The organism is Baaleninema sp. (assembly GCF_049974805.1).
Taxonomy (GTDB): domain Bacteria; phylum Cyanobacteriota; class Cyanobacteriia; order Cyanobacteriales; family Geitlerinemataceae; genus Baaleninema.
In genome coordinates this window covers 1-16,591 of the sequence record NZ_JBNGCO010000027.1, presented here as the reverse complement: position 1 = coordinate 16,591, position 16,591 = coordinate 1, and the positions used below count along the sequence as shown (strand labels likewise).

Here is a 16,591-nt window from a genome sequence, read left to right as displayed (position 1 = left end):
AACCAGTATTTGAAATTCGGATTCCGTATGAACAGTGAACAGGGGAGATTGGGAGAAAATTTCCCCTCATCCCCTCACCCCATCATCCCCTCATCCCATCATCCCCTCATCCCCTCATCCCCTCATCCCGAAGTCGTCGATCGCGCCGCAATTCGCACCACTTCCAACACCGCTGGAACGCCAGAGACGGGAGACACCGCATCGGGTGCCGTCAGACAGGGAAACACCTGTAACGGGAGATCGCGATCGGCAAACACGCGGTTGGCGGTGGCGGTAGTGATGGGGTCGAGGGTCACGAGGGGCAGCGAAACCAGGTCGGGATGTTGGACGAAGGCTTCTAAATAGGGGGTCGGGTTCTCAGAATTTCCCGTTCGATCGAGTAAGACCACATCCGGTTTCCAGACTTTCGCTAAAACCTCCGCTTGTTCGAGGTCATCCACTTCCACGACGCGATAGTGATAGTGATGAAACAGGCGATCGAGTTCCGATCGCGTTTTAGCCGAATTGTCGATCGTTCCCGTATCCAAAAGCCACAATACCGTTAGCGCCGTAGCTGCGGGGGTTTCCGAATTCGCTTCTTCGAGAATCTCCGCCAATTGCTGGCGTTTCAGGGGAAGGCCGAGCCAAGCCTCCACCGTCTCGGGAAGTTTGGGACGTTCCCAGGTCGGCGTGACCCACACCACGGGCAAATCTCGCGTGTCCGCGTTGGCTTTCAACAACGTCAGTACGTCCGTCCCCGATAAAATCGGCAGAGTGGGCGTAAGAAAAATACGCTCTGGGTGTAACTGTCGCGCTTTGGCCAAGGCTTCGGGTCCCGATCGCGCCAAGACGACTCGATAGTCCCAGCTATTGAGCGCGTCCACCAGGGGGGTGGCGCGGGCGATATCTCCATCTACGACCAGGACGAACCGACCCGTCGAGCGATCGCCCACCGGTCCTGAAACCGGGGTTTCCGCCTCGAGATCTCGTGCCGGAAGCAGCAACGTAAACTGACTGCCGCCCCCTTCCTGAGAGGTAAAATTAATTTCACCTCCGTGTAACCGTGCCAACCGTTGCGCCAGAATCAGGCTCAACCCCACCGGAATCGTTCGCTCGAGATCGGACATCGGCGCGATCTCTTGATAACTTTGGAAGACGAAGGGTTGAGCGTCGGCGCGAATGCCGATACCAGTATCCCAAACCACAAACGCTATCCAGTCGTCCCAGCGTTCGACCCGTACCCCCACCTGACCGTCGCGGGGAGTACGAGCGATCGCGTTCCACAATAGATAGGACAAAATCTGACACAGCCGCATCGGGTCGGCAAGGGCGGTTTCGGCTCTCGGCGTGACTTCGAGGCTAAACTCGGGTAAATCAGTTTCCGCGTTGACCTGGCGGATTTCCCGTTCCGCTTTAGCCGCGCAGTCGCGAACGGAGACCCGTTGAGGTTTGAGGGTCAGTTCCCCCGTTTCGATTTGCGTCAGATCGTAAAGGTAATTTACCACCGTCATCATTTGACGGCTGCTGCGGTAAATCAAGCGGGCGTATTCGGCTTGTCGGGGGTTGAGGGGTCCACAATTGGGATTTTGCAGTAAATTGGACAATCCCAGCAGTCCGGTGAGGGGGGTTTTGAGTTCGTGGCTGACGCAGGTGAGGAGTTCGGTTTTAAGGCGATCGAGTTGCAGAAGATCGGCGTTTTTCGCCGAGAGTTCTTTGGTTCGTTTTTGGCGATCGGTGACGTCGCGAGCCAACACGAGCCAGAGTCGATCGGGTGTCGTCGGCGGAGAAAAGGCCAGATCGCAGGGACGCACGCGGTAGCCAGCGGCAATTTGGAACGGGAGTGCTTGCACCAGCGGCGTCCAAGGAAACCAAGCGTCGAGGGTTTCTTGGGATTCAGACAAGCGATCGCCGGCCAAGCACAAATCGTCTAACGCCACCCGCGTCAGGTGCCAGAGTTGGCGTTCGCCGCTGTGAGTGCGACAGGAGTAGAGATAGCCGTTGTCCGTTGGCGTCCCGATCTCGAACAGTCGAGCGGCGGTGCGATCGCCCTCTCCCTCCCTCAGAGAGTCCCACCAACGGCGCCACGCCGAGTTTTGAGCGAGAGCCACTCCCGCATCCCCTTGTAACTCGCAGGGAACGGGCAAGCGATCGAGCAAGCGCACGAGAAAACTGAGAGGGGGACAGGGCATTTCGATCGCGATCGCAGAGGGTTTGAGCTTCGGCTGTTCGGCAAAAAACCGGGCGAGTCGATCGCGATCGAGCAAACCGACAATTTCACCGTTGGCATCGACGAACACCACCTCTGACGTTACACTGTTCCAGTTGGGAAAGTCCCCTTGCAATCCCTCGAACGTCAGAGATGCCGACAGCACCAGCACGGGTTCGAGAACGCCATCGCCTAAGTCGCTCAGGCGCTTGTCTGGCGTCGTTCGAGCCGGCAACAGGGTTTGTAATCCTTCCGCCGTCACCGTCCCGATGGCCTGGCGGCGATCGTCGATAACCACCGCGCGATCGCGATCGCGCAAGACTTCCCTCGCCGCAGCAATTCCCGCTGCATCCAGACAGACGGGTACTTTGCGAGTAAACGCGCTCAGCTCGGGACAGAACACGATCGTTTGAGCGAATCCAGACATAGACTTTCGGGAAGGGACAGAAGAGGATCTGCGCTCCCACAGCTTTCCTATCTTTACTTATTATGATGCGCTTGGAATTAAAAGTCTTTCCAGGTTATTATTTCAATTAGTTACAATATCCTTAAATAAACATTAAATTTCCACTCAACTGCCCTTCTCCCTCTTGTTCTTGGGTTTTCCAGAATTCGAGCGTCCTTCCATCCCTCTTGTGTTTCAGTGCTACTCCAACTTTCTATCTGTACCTTCATCCCAACACAAACTCCAATCGAAGCACTGCAAAAGTGTCTCGATAGCGATCGCTATACCGTGACCGACTGTACTAGCGAAACGGAGTTCGTCGAATTCGTCGAGCAGAACAAACAACACCTCGACTGTCTGATTTTCGAGGAAAACCAAAATACCTCTTCTTTAATCCAACAACTACAGCAGGCTAAACTCTTACTCCCCTCCGTTATTCTTACCCCCTCAGAAGAACGAGAAGAAACCGCACTGGTTCAAGAAGAATGTACCTACCACCGAGCTGAAGTTTACCTGCACGTCGATAGTCTCGAGCGCATTGTCGAAGCCATTACCCGAGCGATCGACGGATTCCTCAAACTATCTCCCACTTCGCCATCGAACGACTCAATTTCCATCGAATCAGTGCAAGAGGCTGGAGCGGAAAGCTTTTTGATGGAGAAACAACAGCGGCTCGCCGATAAATTGAGGGAACGATTGGGATACTTAGGCGTGTATTATAAACGGAACCCCCAACGGTTTTTAAGAAACTTACCGCGTGGGGAACAGACCAAACTGCTCCAAGAACTTCAAAGACTATATCGTCAAATCGTCCTCAATTATTTTTCCCAAGATGCAACCCTAAACCAAGCGATCGACGAGTTTGTAAACGTAGCGTTTTTTGCCGATATTTCCGTCACCCATATTGTCGAAATTCACATGGATTTAATGGATGAGTTTTCCAAACAGCTAAAATTAGAAGGACGAAGCGAAGAGATTTTGTTGGACTACCGCCTGACCCTGATCGACACGATCGCTCACCTGTGTGAAATGTATCGGCGCTCGATTCCTCGAGAGTCCTGAACAAGTGCGTGTCTCCAGCGACCCAGCATCGTTTGACAAGTCAAGCAACCTCAATTAGTATAAACGATCTCGCTTATGACTCCTCCCAAAAAAACCTACGTTCTCAAACTCTACGTGGCCGGCAATACCACCAACTCAGTGCGAGCCCTCAAGACCTTAAACAACCTCCTCGAACAGGAGTTTCAAGGGGTTTACGCCCTCAAAGTCATCGACGTCTTGAAAAATCCCCAGCTCGCCGAAGAAGATAAAATCCTCGCCACCCCCACCCTCGCTAAAATTTTGCCGCCTCCCGTGCGTAAAATCATTGGCGACCTATCCGATCGCGAAAAAGTCTTGATCGGCTTAGACTTGCTCTACGAAGAACTGTACGATCGCGAATCGGACGTACAATAGCACGGTGCTGCCTTCAACGGTTGACCAACGGTTCGATACAAACGGTTCGATAAAAACATGGAAAGTACATCCGATCGGGAGAACCAACGCAAAATAAAAGCCGTCGAGAAAATCCTCACCAGTATCGAGGGCTTCGACGATATCAGTCACGGGGGGCTTCCCAGGGGGCGCACCACCCTTGTCAGCGGAACGTCAGGAACAGGGAAAACCCTGTTTGCCATTCAGTTTCTCTACAACGGCATCACGTATTTTAACGAACCTGGCGTTTTCGTGACCTTCGAGGAATCCCCCACCGACCTGATAAAAAACGCTCAAAGCTTCGGATGGGACTTACAAGGACTCGTTGACGAAGGTAAACTGTTTATCCTCGATGCCTCTCCAGACCCGGAAGGCCAGGACGTAGTGGGAAACTTCGACCTGTCTGCCCTCATCGAGCGCATTCAGTACGGCATCCGCAAATATAAAGCCAAACGAGTCTCCATCGACTCCGTAACCGCCGTTTTCCAACAATACGACGCCGCCCCCGTCATCCGTCGGGAAATCTTTCGCCTCGTCGCTCGCCTCAAGCAACTCGGCGCCACCACCGTCATGACCACCGAGCGCGTCGAAGAATACGGCCCCGTCGCACGATTCGGCGTTGAAGAATTCGTCTCCGATAACGTCGTGATCGTCCGCAACGTCCTCGAAGGAGAACGACGCCGCCGCACCATCGAAATCCTGAAACTGCGGGGAACCACCCACATGAAGGGAGAATATCCCTTCACCATGACCAACAACGGCATCAATATCTTCCCCCTCGGGGCGATGCGCCTCACACAACGGTCGTCCAACGTCCGCGTCTCCTCCGGCGTCACCACCCTGGACGATATGTGTGGCGGAGGCTTCTTCAAAGACTCCATCATTCTCGCCACCGGCGCCACCGGAACCGGAAAAACCCTGTTGGTCAGTAAATTCGCCCAAGAAGGCTGTCTCAAAGGCGAACGCGCCATTCTCTTCGCTTACGAAGAATCTCGCGCTCAGCTACTTCGCAACGCCTACTCCTGGGGAATCGATTTCGAGGAAATGGAACGGCGCGGCTTGCTGAAAATCCTCTGCGCCTACCCGGAATCGGCCGGTCTCGAAGACCACCTACAAATCATCAAAACCGAAATCGTCGATTTCAAACCCTCTCGTATCGCCATCGACTCCCTGTCGGCTTTGGCGCGAGGCGTCAGCAACAACGCTTTCCGCCAGTTCGTCATCGGCGTAACCGGCTACGCCAAACAAGAGGAAATCACCGGGTTCTTTACCAACACCACCGACCAGTTCATGGGGTCGCACTCGATTACGGACTCCCACATTTCCACGATTACCGACACCATCATCATGTTGCAGTACGTGGAAATTCGCGGCCAAATGTCCCGCGCCATCAACGTCTTTAAAATGCGCGGTTCTTGGCACGATACGGGAATTCGCGAGTACACCATCAGCGCCAACGGACCCGAAATTAAAGACTCGTTCCGCAACTACGAAGGGATTATCAGCGGGTCTCCCTCCCGCATCGCTGTCGATGAAAAATCGGAACTCTCCCGCATCGTGCGCGGCGTTCAAGGAACGGGGAAAGATGAAGGGAAGAAGTTGTAAAGTTGTAGTTGGGTTGATGGGATGAGGAGATGATGGGATGAGGAGATGATGGGATGATGGAACGGGGAGAAACGGTTAACGGTCTTCCCTCTTCGCTGATGAAGTCTCCTCACCTCTGACCTCAATAACGATGTCTCAACTCCAAGCGTTAATTTTCGACGTAGACGGAACTCTGGCCGAAACTGAGCGAGACGGACATCGTGTCGCCTTTAATCGCGCCTTCGTTGAGGCGGGACTTCCGTGGAATTGGTCGATCGATCTCTACGGAAAACTCGTGGCCGTCTCGGGGGGAAAAGAACGGCTCAAACACTATATCCGCCAGTACCAAAGCGAGTTCGACCCCCCAGGCGGACTCGACGACTTCGTGCGTCGCCTCCACGCCACCAAAACCGAGATTTACCGCCAACTCCTTCAAGACGGCGCGATTCCCCTGCGTTGCGGGGTCAAACGCCTCCTCGAGGAAGCTCGCCGGGAAAACCTGCGTTTGGCCATCGCCACCACTAGCGCCCTCCCCAACGCCACGGCTTTGCTGGAAAAACATCTCGATCCCGACTGGTTTGAGGAAATCGCTGCTGGAGATATCGTTTCGGCTAAAAAACCCGCCCCGGATATTTATCACTACGTTCTCGACAAGCTGGCGTTATCTCCAGAAAACTGTTTGGTATTCGAGGATTCCCCCCACGGCTTACAAGCGTCCTTGGGGGCGGGGTTGAAAACTGTCGTCACCGTCAACGATTACACCCGTCACGGGGATTTTCGCGGGGCGGCGTTGGTTCTCGGGAGTTTGGGAGAACCGGACGAACCGTTTGAAATGGTTTCGGGAAATGCAGAAAATTTCGACGGGGCGACGTATTTCGATTGTGGCTTAGCCCGCCGAATTCTGGAATCGCCAACGACGTGAGGACGATCGCTTTCGTATTTGTCCCGCAGACACCGCTGCAAACTGGCCGCCGTTTCGCAGACAAGCAAACAAGATAGGCTTAAGGTAGGAGGCGAATACCCTCGTCGGGGTTGCGTCTGTCTTCTTCTATCGAGCCAATGACTCAGCTAGACTTGTCCGAAAAACATACCAAAACTCGCAAACACCACCACAGCGATGCAGTGTCCTCGCGAGTGTCACCCTGGCTGAGGGCGATCGTCTATCCCCTCGCCCACTATGTCGTTTTACCGACGTATTTCCACAGTATTGATGTTCGAGGACAAGAAAACCTTCCCAAATCGGGAACGGTGATTTTAGCCCCGACCCATCGATCGCGCTGGGACCCGATTCTCGTGGCCTATCTGACCGGATACCGCGTCACCCAACGCGATCCGAGATTTATGACTTCCGCCAACGAAACCACGGGAATTCAAGGTTGGATCGTCCGTCGTTTGGGAGCGTTTCCGGTCAATTTAAATCGCGTGGGAATTGGCAGTTTGCGTCACGGTCTCGAGTTGTTGTTACAGCAAAAAATGCTCGTTTTGTTTACGGAAGGCAACCTATTTTTTATTCAGAAAAACATCGAAAAAACGAATCCAGATCCGGAAGAGATTTATCCGATGAAACCGGGTTTGGGACGGTTGACGATGCAAGTTATCGAACAGAACCCGAATACAGATATTCGGATCGTTCCGATGAGTTTGCGCTACAGTACTGGAACCCCTACCTGGCGGTGCGACGTGCGGGTTCGCATTGGGGAAGCCCTTGACCCCAAAGCCTATTTTGACGGTGCGCCCAAACGCAGCGCGAAACGGTTGATGGCCGCACTCAAAGAACGGTTAGAAATTTTGCACGAGGTTCGCTAAGACCTGTCAGAGCGAGCGATGGCAAGGCTGTCGCACCGCTGACAGAGGTTCGTCACTGTTTAAAAAGGAAAACACAGGCTCAAAGCCTGTGTCACTGCCAAGTCACACCAAAAATAAAGAATTAATAACGAATAACGAATAACGAATAACGAATAATCAAACAGGCTTTATGCTTCTCTATTCACTTTGAAGAGGCGGGTTCGATCGCAGCCCAAACGACGCAGTATCAAGCGTTTGGTAGCAGAGACAAACCCACCTCTCGGACGTTTAGGAAAAATAAATTCAGACAACGTTCAAATTGAAACGGCTCAAAACAGCGAGAGAAAAACACAAATCTTGAGAACCTACTGATAGGATGCACCCGACTGAAAAACACGAAAACGAGTCGGAGTCGCTTGAGTTAAAGCCAGTGAGGTCGGGACTCACCATCTAAGCTACAGCGGCTTCAAACGCACTGTGGCTATCGAACATCTCGAAAACGCGATCGAGCTGCGTTAACTCGAAAATAATGCGAATCGCCGGAGACACCGAACACAATCCAAATTTGATATCGATTCGGTGCGCCAGTTTCAAAGCCGAAACCAAAGCCATCAATCCCGCGCTATCGAGGGATTCAGTTTTGGCCATATCGACTAAGACCACAGGGGTTTTCTGAGCCGAGACAGCAGAGGTAAGTTTTTGTCGAACTTGTTCGGCGTTGGCGGCGTTGAGATGGCCTTCGAGGCGAACAACGGTTACGTTCGGGTGAGTCGTAGCGGTCTGCATAATTTTATCCTTATACTGAAGCTGAACTGTCGCGTGTCATGTTACGACGATATGCCATCTCTTTCGGGATCGGCTACCCCATCCCTAGGAGTTTGCGGAATCTTTGTTTTACAACCCCGTTATGTAAAGATTTCAGAAAGCAATCTTAAAAAAAGTATCTGTAAATACCGTCTGAAACCATTATGCTAGGCTTGGACGGTAAATTGACACAAAAGTTCCCCCTGCTGACGGAGTGAAATTTTGCAGCGATCGAGATCACGTTTTGAGGGCTGATGCGATCGCATAAGTTAACAGCCAGTCGATCGAGAATAAGAGGTATAGCATTCTTTTAATACCCATGAAAGCGTCAGCGGCAATCCGTAATCTCGTCGAAAAAGCGCTGTACATTAAACGCTTAACCCCCGACCTGGAAAATCAGATTAATGACGAGCTAAGTCGGATGGGATACATTTCCGATGTGGATTACGAGGCGTTAGAGCTATTGATGGACGAAATGGATCGCGGACGCATTCAACTCGTCGCCAGTCCCTAGAGAGTTCGATCGAACGATTTCCGTTTTTATTCGCCAGGGTTTTAACCCTCAAACCCTTCACCCGAACCTCGAGTTTTCTTAACCCGAAAATCATTTAACTCAAGGGTAATAAAACGTGGTATTGATATAAAACGTAAAACTAGGAGAGTGAAGGTTCCGGAAACTTAATAATTTGTAACGGCTTGTCTTGACGAGAAAGCTTGGCTTACAGGGTCGATGGAAAAGATCGCACGGGCGACCCACAAGCGGTTACGATCGAGATCGCGCAGCATGAAGATCGATCGAGCCAAGAGACATCGCCGATGACCTCAGACCTTCAAGAGCAAATTTCCACCCTCCAAGCCACCATCGACACCCTTCAAAAAGAACGGGCGGCTTTAGCCGTGCGTCCAGTTCTCCCCGACAACGACAATCCCGAAGCCATCGTCGAAGCCTACCGTTCCCACGCCCGAGAAACCGCCCAACAAGCGGCCGAACTCAAGGGAATCGACGACGCCATTACCGCTTTAAAAGACCAACTGCGAGCGAAAAAAGCCCTCGTCGGTCAATATCGCGAACACCGACGCGATCCCGTGCGCGAAGAAATCGAACGGGCGAAAACCGAAGCCGAACGCCACGCCGATCGCATCAACGAACTGGCGATCGAACTGACCGAAGAAATTCGCGCCCTCAAAGCGATCGCCGACGATCTCAGTCCTCTATATTGGCAATATGAAGGAAAACCCTTCATCACCGGATTCAAACGCATCACCGTCCCCGACGTGCGTTCCGACGGTTCCGTGTGGCGCATCGTCAACCGTATTGTTTAATGATGGGATGATGGGATGATGGGATGATGGGATGATGAGTCGGTGCGTGACGCGGAAATACAAGATTTACCTGACTTTGCCAGCATTTATCGGCCGCGTCACACACCCTACCACTCCTCACGATCGCCTCATCTCCTCATCTCCTCATCTCCTCATCTCCTCATCTCAACGCAACTAGGCCATGATCGAAGTCGAACACCTCAGCAAAAGTTACGGAAGCCTCCACGCCATCCGCGATTTATCTTTCTCCGTCGAAGATGGCGAAATCCTGGGATTTCTCGGGCCCAACGGGGCGGGAAAAACCACCACCATGCGGATTCTCACCGGATTTCTCCCCGCGACCTCCGGAACCGCCCGTATCGCTGGGTTCGACGTTCACGACCAGTCCATGAAAGTACGCCAGCGCATCGGCTACCTTCCCGAAAATCCGCCCTTGTACCCCGAAATGACCGTTGAGGGGTTTTTGCACTTCGTCGCCCGCATTAAAGGCGTTTCGGCGGGCGATCGAACTCCCCGAGTCAACATCGCCATTTCCCGCTGCGGCTTGACCGAATACCGGAAAACCCTCATTCGCAAACTCTCCAAAGGCTATCGCCAGCGGGTGGGAATCGCCCAGGCGATCGTTCACGACCCCCCGGTTATCGTCCTCGACGAACCCACCGTAGGACTCGACCCCCGCCAAATCATCGAAGTCCGCAATCTCATCAAAAGCTTAGCCGGAGACCATACCATCATCCTCTCTACTCATATTCTCCCCGAAGTGAGCATGACTTGCTCTCAGGTGGCGATTATCAACCGGGGACGACTCGTCACCACCGACACCCTCGAGAACCTCATGGGACAACTGACGGGAGGAACCACCTACGACATCGAAGTGGGGGGAGAGGTGGACGGTGTAGAAGCGGCGATTCAGTCTTATTTGGGGAATCTTCCCGAGGTGAAATCCGTCGAATCGTTATCGAACGACGAACTTCCCGACTATCGTTTCCGATTTCGCGTGAAAGCCGAAGCGGGTTGCGAACCGGGAAGCGACATCGCCGCCGCTGTTCTTGAAGGAAATTTAAAGTTGTTCGAGATGCGGCGAACTCGCGCCAGTCTGGAAGAAATTTTCTTGCAACTTACCACGGAAGAGAAATCGGAAGAAACTCCGGTTTCTGAAACCGAATCGTCTGAGGCTGAATCGTCTGAGGTTGAATCGTCTGAGGTTGAATCCGATACTTCCGAGACGATCGCAGCGGTTGCTGTTGCTTCGGCGACTGTCTCGAACACCGAATCCTCTGAATCTCAATCACCGAAAATCGACATTTCCGAACCGACGGAGGAAAGCGACGATGTTGGGGATTCCGCTGAAGATTCTGGCGGAGATTCGGACGGGGATGGCGACGGCTAAAATGGGGTGCATCTCACTTTTGTAAAAATCACTTTTGTAAAAATATGAGTTTGCGGTAGGTTGGGTGGAGCGATCGCGAAACCCAACCACAGCTCAATTCAGTGCAGAGACATTGTATAGACTCCGATCTGATAAATTTACAGGGTTGAGATGCACCCGCTAAAATGCCTCTCGATCGAAGTTTTTTATTCTGTTTAAATCGAGCGATTGGCGCGATTTTGGATTTCAATGTTTTTGAATTAAATTAATTCAATTAAATCTCGAAGATCGCCAGCCCCAAAATATCTATAAAAATACAGACGAATCATGAAACTTGTCCTCAGCAACATCATCGCCATTTATCGAAAAGAACTCCAAAGCTATTTCGTCTCTCCCTTAGCAATGTCAGTTGCGGGTATTTTCTGGCTCATCGCGGGCTTCTTTTTCGTCACCATTCTCCTCGATCCCCAACGGGGAATCCTCGCGCAAGTGGCCGCCCAAACTGCGATGGAAAGTCAAACGGGCGTCGAAGCCCCACCGATTGACGTTCCCTATCAATTCATGCAGTTTTTCCTCAGTACGATCGCCTCGCTCTCCTTATTTATTCTCCCCATTTTATCGATGGGATTGTACGCAGAAGAACGCAAGCGGGGAACCCTAGAATTGCTCGCGACATCTCCCCTGTATAACTGGACAGTTGCCACGGGAAAACTGCTCGGAGTCGTCACCTTTTACGCCACCTTAACCGCCCCTTTACTGCTCTACGAAGCCATTACCTTCAGCAGCGCAGACCCCCCGTTTCCGCCGACAATTCCCCTTCTCGGACATTTGGGATTAATTCTGTTGGCGGCCAGCGTTCTATCTCTGGGAATGTTCGTTTCGTCCCTGACCGATAGCACGATTCTGTCCGCCGTTTTGACCTTCGCGCTGATTCTATTTTTATGGGTGATAAACCTCATCGCGGAAAACGTCGGCGGTACCTTTGGCGAAGCCTTGGGACATCTTTCCCTGTTGGAGAACTACAACACCCTCATTCAAGGAATTGTCGATACCAGTAGTATAATTCTGTTTGCGAGTTACATCTTTCTGGGCATCTTTCTCACCGCACAGTCGATCGAAGCCCTGCGCTTCCAACGTAACTAACCCACAGGCGAACGACTTTTCCTATGCGCGACTTCCTTAAAAAATACTGGAACGCCTTACTCTGGCTGGGCTTGTTTTTCAGCGTCGCCGGACTGTCCGCTGGGGGCGTGTCTGGCGTCTGGGTTCCCGTTCCCGCTATCTTGCTGATTTTGGGAATCGTTCTGTTGGGAATTTGGCTGATTTACCAAGGCCAGTTTAGCCAGGGCTTCTGGAGTCGGCGATCGACCGAAGCGGGAACCAACGCCCTTTTCGCTACCCTCTCGATTTTCATTATCCTGGGAATCGTCAACGTTCTCGCCGTTCGCACTTCCGCCCGTTTCGACCTCACGGAAACCCAACGGTTTACCCTCGCCCCCCAAACCCAAGAAATCCTTCAGAACCTGGACGAACCCGTGAAAGTGTGGGTGTTCAGCAACCAAACCAGCGCCACCGACACCGCCCTCCTCGACAACTACGAACGGTTAGCCCCCCAACAGTTCGATTACGAATACGTCGATCCCCAAGCGAATCCCGGTTTAGTACAGGAGTTTAACGTCGGACAAATCGGCGATGTCTACCTCACCGCAGGGGAACAACGTCAATACGTGCAAACCGTCGGCGTCGAACCCCTCTCTGAAGCGAAACTGACAAACCGTCTCGCCCAACTCTACAGCGGCGATCGCTTCACCGTCTATTTTCTCCAGGGTCACGGCGAACCGGCGATCGTTCCCGGTGGCGAAGATTCCCTGTCTAAAGCCGTTCGCGCCCTGGAAGACCAAAACGCCCTCGTCGAATCTCTCAACCTCATCGAAGCCGGAAGCGTTCCCGACGATGCGTCTGTCGTTATCGTCGCCGGCCCGACTGAGGAACTCTTCGACCCGGAAATCAAAGCCTTACAAACCTATCTCGACAACGGGGGCGGGTTGTTACTCCTCATCGACCCCAATACCGACCCCGGTTTAACGGATTTTCTCAAATCCTGGGGGATTACGTTAGACGATCGCATTGCGATCGACCCCGAACGCTGGGTTCAAGGGTTCGGCCCCGCCGCCCCCCTCGTCATCGACTACGGAACTCATCCCATTACGACGGATTTCGGGCGCAATTACTCCCTGTTTCCCGTGGCGCGTCCGATGGAATACGACGAAGTGGAGGGAATTGATACGACGCCGTTGTTGTTTACCAGTAACGCAAGTTGGGCGGAGAAAAACCTCGATGAAGGTCCGGATTGGGAGTTGAATCCGGAAGAAGACCGCCCCGGACCGCTGGTGTTGGCGGTGGCGTCGAGTCAAAAACTGGACACTCCTGAACCTACCCCGACGCCAGAACCGACGCCGGAAGGGGAAGAGAACGCAGAAACCGAAACGGAAACTGAAGCGGAAACGCCGGAAGAAACGCCGGAAGAAACGGTTGAAGATAACGCCGAGGCGGAGGCGGAAACGCCGGAAACTGAAGCCACCCCCGAACCGACGGCTTCTCCAGATACCGAAGCGGCTGAAACTGCTGAAACTGAAGAATCTGAAGAAACTGCTGAATCTGAAGAAACTGCTGAAACTGAAGAAACCGTTTCCGAGGCGCGATTGGTGGTCGTCGGCGACTCTGATTTTATGACCGATGGGTTTTTCGACGGACAACTCAACGGCGACTTTTTCCTCAACTCGGTGGAATGGCTGAATCCGGAAACGGAAGAAACCCTGTCGATTCGTCCGCGAGAGGATGTCGATCGCAATATCGCCATGACGCCCCGACAGGCGCGACTTCTCGGGTGGACGGCGTTAGTCACGTTCCCGGTTATCGGATTCGCCGCCAGTGCGATTTTGTGGTGGACGCGGCGATAGAACTCAAGCGAACTTTCCGGCGGCGACGTCTGCTTTAAATTGTTCTAATCGCGTTTCTAACTCGACGGTTAAATTTTCCAGAAGAGTCTCGTCGCTGAGATTGGGTTCGACTCGTTTTTTGATATCTTTAAATTGTTCGACCACTTCGCGTTTTTTAAGCCAGTGGGTTAACGACGCCAAAACCGCCGCGCGACTTCCCCGAATCCCTCGAATCCCTCGAATTCCGTATTGAGGCGATAAATCTCGCATTTGGTGAAGTCCGTAAGGACGATAGGACAGACCCACAGATTCGCACCAATCGATCCACTTAAAGGGTAAAATTCGTTCGATCGCCGTGTGGACGCAAATCCAAGGAACGCGCAGCGCATCGGCGACGATCGCGCCGTGTAACGCCTCAGTCAACAGGATTTCCGTGCGATCGATCTGTTTCAAGACTTCTTCAACGGGTTGGCGAGGATCGATGTAGTGAATTCCCGCCATTTCACAAGTTTCCGTCCAAGTTTTCGCTCCAGTAATCGATTGGGAAAAATGGGACATAAAACTATATTTATATTGCTTGACGCCTTCGCTTTTAAACAGCCGTCTGACCAAAACCGCCCCATCTGTTACGGCCGTTTCTTTGGGAAGCCCGAGGAGACAAGCAGATAACGGACCGCGAACGCAGTAAATCGTCCAATTGTCTTCAATATTAACGTTTTGGTTGTAACCCGCTCCGGTACTGAAAAACGCGACTTGCTGCGCTCCTGGCGCTCGTTCTGGAATCAAACTATTAATCAACGTGCCAATCCCAAAAAAATAACTCTTTGGATTATCATCGATAATGTTGGGAAGTAATTTATTCCAAATCCAAGGATTGAGTTCGTCCCCAAAATTGGGTTGTTCTTCGTTTTTTTGTAAAAATAAAGTTTCATCGATCCTCCGCGATCGAAGTGTTAAATTGAACGAGATAGAAATAGGGTCTCCGCCGTTTGCGGGGGAAAATGTATAGCAAAATACAAATACCTGGAGAATCGAGAGCCAAAACCCCTGAAATCTCGTGAAGTCAGTTTTTCTGTCACCCTAAACGGCGAAGAGCCTAGAAATAGACCCAGCGTCGCGCTTTCATCCATCTCAACGTAATCTTATGCGATGTACGCAAGAGTTGTCAGGAGATCGGGGCAAATTACTAAAAATTCGATCGCGTTTCCCTTACCGCACTTCAGACACCGCTTCTCCCACATATTGAATTCGATAAATGCGGTTGTTGGCTTCCTCGGTAAATAACAAACTCCCATCCGGTAACACCAACACACCCACCGGACGACCCCAAGTTGTGGGAACGCTGGGGTCGAGGAGAAATCCCGTCAGGAAATCTTCGTAAGTCCCCAGCGGACGACCGGATTCGTCGAAGGGGACGAATACGAGTTTGTATCCCGTTCCGCGATCGCGATTCCAACTTCCCCGAAACGCCACAAACGCGCCGTTACGATATCTCTCGGGAAAGGTTTCGCCGTCGTAAAACTGCAACCCCAACGCCGCTGAATGGGACTGAAACAGTACGTCTGGGGTTTGAGTTTGCGCCGCTAACTCCGGGTTTGCGCTGTCCCCGTTTTGAATATGTCGGGGGTCGAGAAGATTCGGCGACAAATACGCATAAGGCCAACCGTAAAATTCCCCCTCGCGAATTCGCGTCAAATAGTCGGGAACCAGGTCGTCCCCCAAGCCATCCCGTTCGTTAACCGTGGTGTAGAGTTCCCCGGTTTGCGGGTGAAAGTCTAAACCCACAGGATTTCGCAACCCCGACGCAAACACCCGCGTGTCAGAACCGTTTAAATTCATCACCATCACCGAGGCGCGAGGAAGGGGTTCTTCGCTAACGTTCGATCGCGACCCAACGGATACATATAATTTATCGCCCTCTGGGGCAGCTACCACGTTGCGCGTCCAATGCTGGCGGTATCCCTGTCCGGGGAGGTCGGCGATTTTCTCGGATTCTCCCGAAATCTCCCTTTGACCGTCGGTATAGGGAAAGCGAATCACCGCATCGGTGTTTCCCACATAAAACGAGTCCCCCGCAAACGCCATCCCGAAGGGAATATACAATCCGTCGTCTGCATCGGCGAAAATTCCCGTTTCGTCCGCGACGCCATCGCCGTCAGTATCTTTTAACCAGCGAATTCGCGTTTCTGGCGTTTCCGTCACCAACACTTCCCCCGTCGGCGTCAACGCCAACCATCGCGGACTCTCTAAATTCTCCGCGAAGACGTTGACTTGAAATCCGGGGGGAACGTTCAAAACGGGATTTTCGGGAATGGGAACCACCTGGGGCGGATTGGAGGCGCTTTCGGTGTGGTAGGGTTCGGGAAGATCCGATATTTGAATCGCGATCGCTTCGGGAGATAATTTCGCCGTCGAAATGACTTTCGCCACCGCAGCAGGACTTGGCTTCGCATCGGGAGAATTCGACGAATTCGGCGAATCGGTTGGAGGAGGCGGAGAACTGAAGGTTTCAACTGTTTCGTCCGAGGCGCACCCGCTGGCGAGGACTATCGGAAGCAGTACAATAGAAACAATTTTCGCGGACATCGAGCGAAACCCTCAGTTGTGCGAAATCATTATTAGATAACGAGTTGACATCCTCCCCGGCCTAAAGGCGCGGGGATTCCCAGACCTCACGATCTGAG

The 16,591-nt window shown here is 52.5% G+C and carries 14 protein-coding genes; 10 read left to right on the top strand and 4 right to left on the bottom strand.

Features of this window, described 5'->3' with window-relative positions:
* Positions 1–122: 122 nt before the first annotated feature.
* The gene (locus ACP5D4_RS07580; protein WP_428011025.1) at positions 123–2,612 is read right to left on the bottom strand and encodes an ATP-binding protein; all 2,490 of its coding nucleotides are present in this window, start codon (positions 2,610–2,612) and stop codon (positions 123–125) included.
* A gap of 216 nt (positions 2,613–2,828) precedes the next feature.
* Here ACP5D4_RS07580 and ACP5D4_RS07575 point away from each other — a divergent pair, with 216 nt between their 5' ends.
* From ACP5D4_RS07575 to ACP5D4_RS07555, 5 genes are all read left to right on the top strand, one after another.
* On the top strand, positions 2,829–3,692 hold the full coding sequence (locus ACP5D4_RS07575) for a circadian clock protein KaiA (protein ID WP_428011024.1): 864 nt from the start codon (positions 2,829–2,831) through the stop codon (positions 3,690–3,692).
* A 75-nt stretch (positions 3,693–3,767) separates the two neighbouring features.
* On the top strand, positions 3,768–4,085 hold the full coding sequence (gene kaiB, locus ACP5D4_RS07570) for a circadian clock protein KaiB (protein WP_428011023.1): 318 nt from the start codon (positions 3,768–3,770) through the stop codon (positions 4,083–4,085).
* A 57-nt stretch (positions 4,086–4,142) separates the two neighbouring features.
* Entirely contained in the window at positions 4,143–5,708 is a 1,566-nt protein-coding gene (gene kaiC / locus ACP5D4_RS07565; RefSeq protein WP_428011022.1) for a circadian clock protein KaiC, read from the top strand.
* A 130-nt stretch (positions 5,709–5,838) separates the two neighbouring features.
* Positions 5,839–6,609, top strand: a complete 771-nt coding sequence (locus tag ACP5D4_RS07560; protein ID WP_428011021.1) for an HAD-IA family hydrolase — start codon at positions 5,839–5,841, stop codon at positions 6,607–6,609.
* Positions 6,610–6,746: 137 nt separating this feature from the next.
* Positions 6,747–7,493, top strand: coding sequence for a lysophospholipid acyltransferase family protein (locus ACP5D4_RS07555; RefSeq protein ID WP_428011020.1), 747 nt, complete (start codon positions 6,747–6,749; stop codon positions 7,491–7,493).
* A gap of 429 nt (positions 7,494–7,922) precedes the next feature.
* Here ACP5D4_RS07555 and ACP5D4_RS07550 read toward each other — a convergent pair whose 3' ends face one another.
* The gene (locus ACP5D4_RS07550) at positions 7,923–8,258 is read right to left on the bottom strand and encodes an STAS domain-containing protein (protein ID WP_428011019.1); all 336 of its coding nucleotides are present in this window, start codon (positions 8,256–8,258) and stop codon (positions 7,923–7,925) included.
* Positions 8,259–8,595: 337 nt separating this feature from the next.
* On the opposite strand from ACP5D4_RS07550, the gene ACP5D4_RS07545 reads away from it, so the two are divergent.
* The 5 genes from ACP5D4_RS07545 (at position 8,596) to ACP5D4_RS07525 (ending at position 13,928) form a co-directional block, all read left to right on the top strand.
* Positions 8,596–8,790 (top strand): hypothetical protein, encoded by a 195-nt coding sequence (locus ACP5D4_RS07545; RefSeq protein WP_428011018.1) that lies wholly within the window; start codon positions 8,596–8,598, stop codon positions 8,788–8,790.
* A 302-nt stretch (positions 8,791–9,092) separates the two neighbouring features.
* Positions 9,093–9,599, top strand: a complete 507-nt coding sequence (locus tag ACP5D4_RS07540; protein WP_428011017.1) for a hypothetical protein — start codon at positions 9,093–9,095, stop codon at positions 9,597–9,599.
* A 181-nt stretch (positions 9,600–9,780) separates the two neighbouring features.
* Positions 9,781–10,989: an ABC transporter ATP-binding protein gene (locus ACP5D4_RS07535; protein WP_428011016.1), complete on the top strand. Its 1,209-nt coding sequence runs from the start codon at positions 9,781–9,783 to the stop codon at positions 10,987–10,989.
* 306 nt (positions 10,990–11,295) lie between these two features.
* Positions 11,296–12,111, top strand: a complete 816-nt coding sequence (locus ACP5D4_RS07530) for an ABC transporter permease (RefSeq protein ID WP_428011015.1) — start codon at positions 11,296–11,298, stop codon at positions 12,109–12,111.
* A 23-nt stretch (positions 12,112–12,134) separates the two neighbouring features.
* The gene (locus ACP5D4_RS07525) at positions 12,135–13,928 is read left to right on the top strand and encodes a GldG family protein (protein ID WP_428011014.1); all 1,794 of its coding nucleotides are present in this window, start codon (positions 12,135–12,137) and stop codon (positions 13,926–13,928) included.
* 3 nt (positions 13,929–13,931) lie between these two features.
* On the opposite strand, the gene ACP5D4_RS07520 is transcribed toward ACP5D4_RS07525, so the two are convergent.
* Positions 13,932–14,693, bottom strand: coding sequence for a polysaccharide pyruvyl transferase family protein (locus tag ACP5D4_RS07520; RefSeq protein WP_428011013.1), 762 nt, complete (start codon positions 14,691–14,693; stop codon positions 13,932–13,934).
* 423 nt (positions 14,694–15,116) lie between these two features.
* Complete coding sequence (locus ACP5D4_RS07515; RefSeq protein ID WP_428011012.1) at positions 15,117–16,493, bottom strand: PQQ-dependent sugar dehydrogenase; 1,377 nt, start codon at positions 16,491–16,493, stop codon at positions 15,117–15,119.
* Positions 16,494–16,591 lie beyond the last annotated feature (98 nt).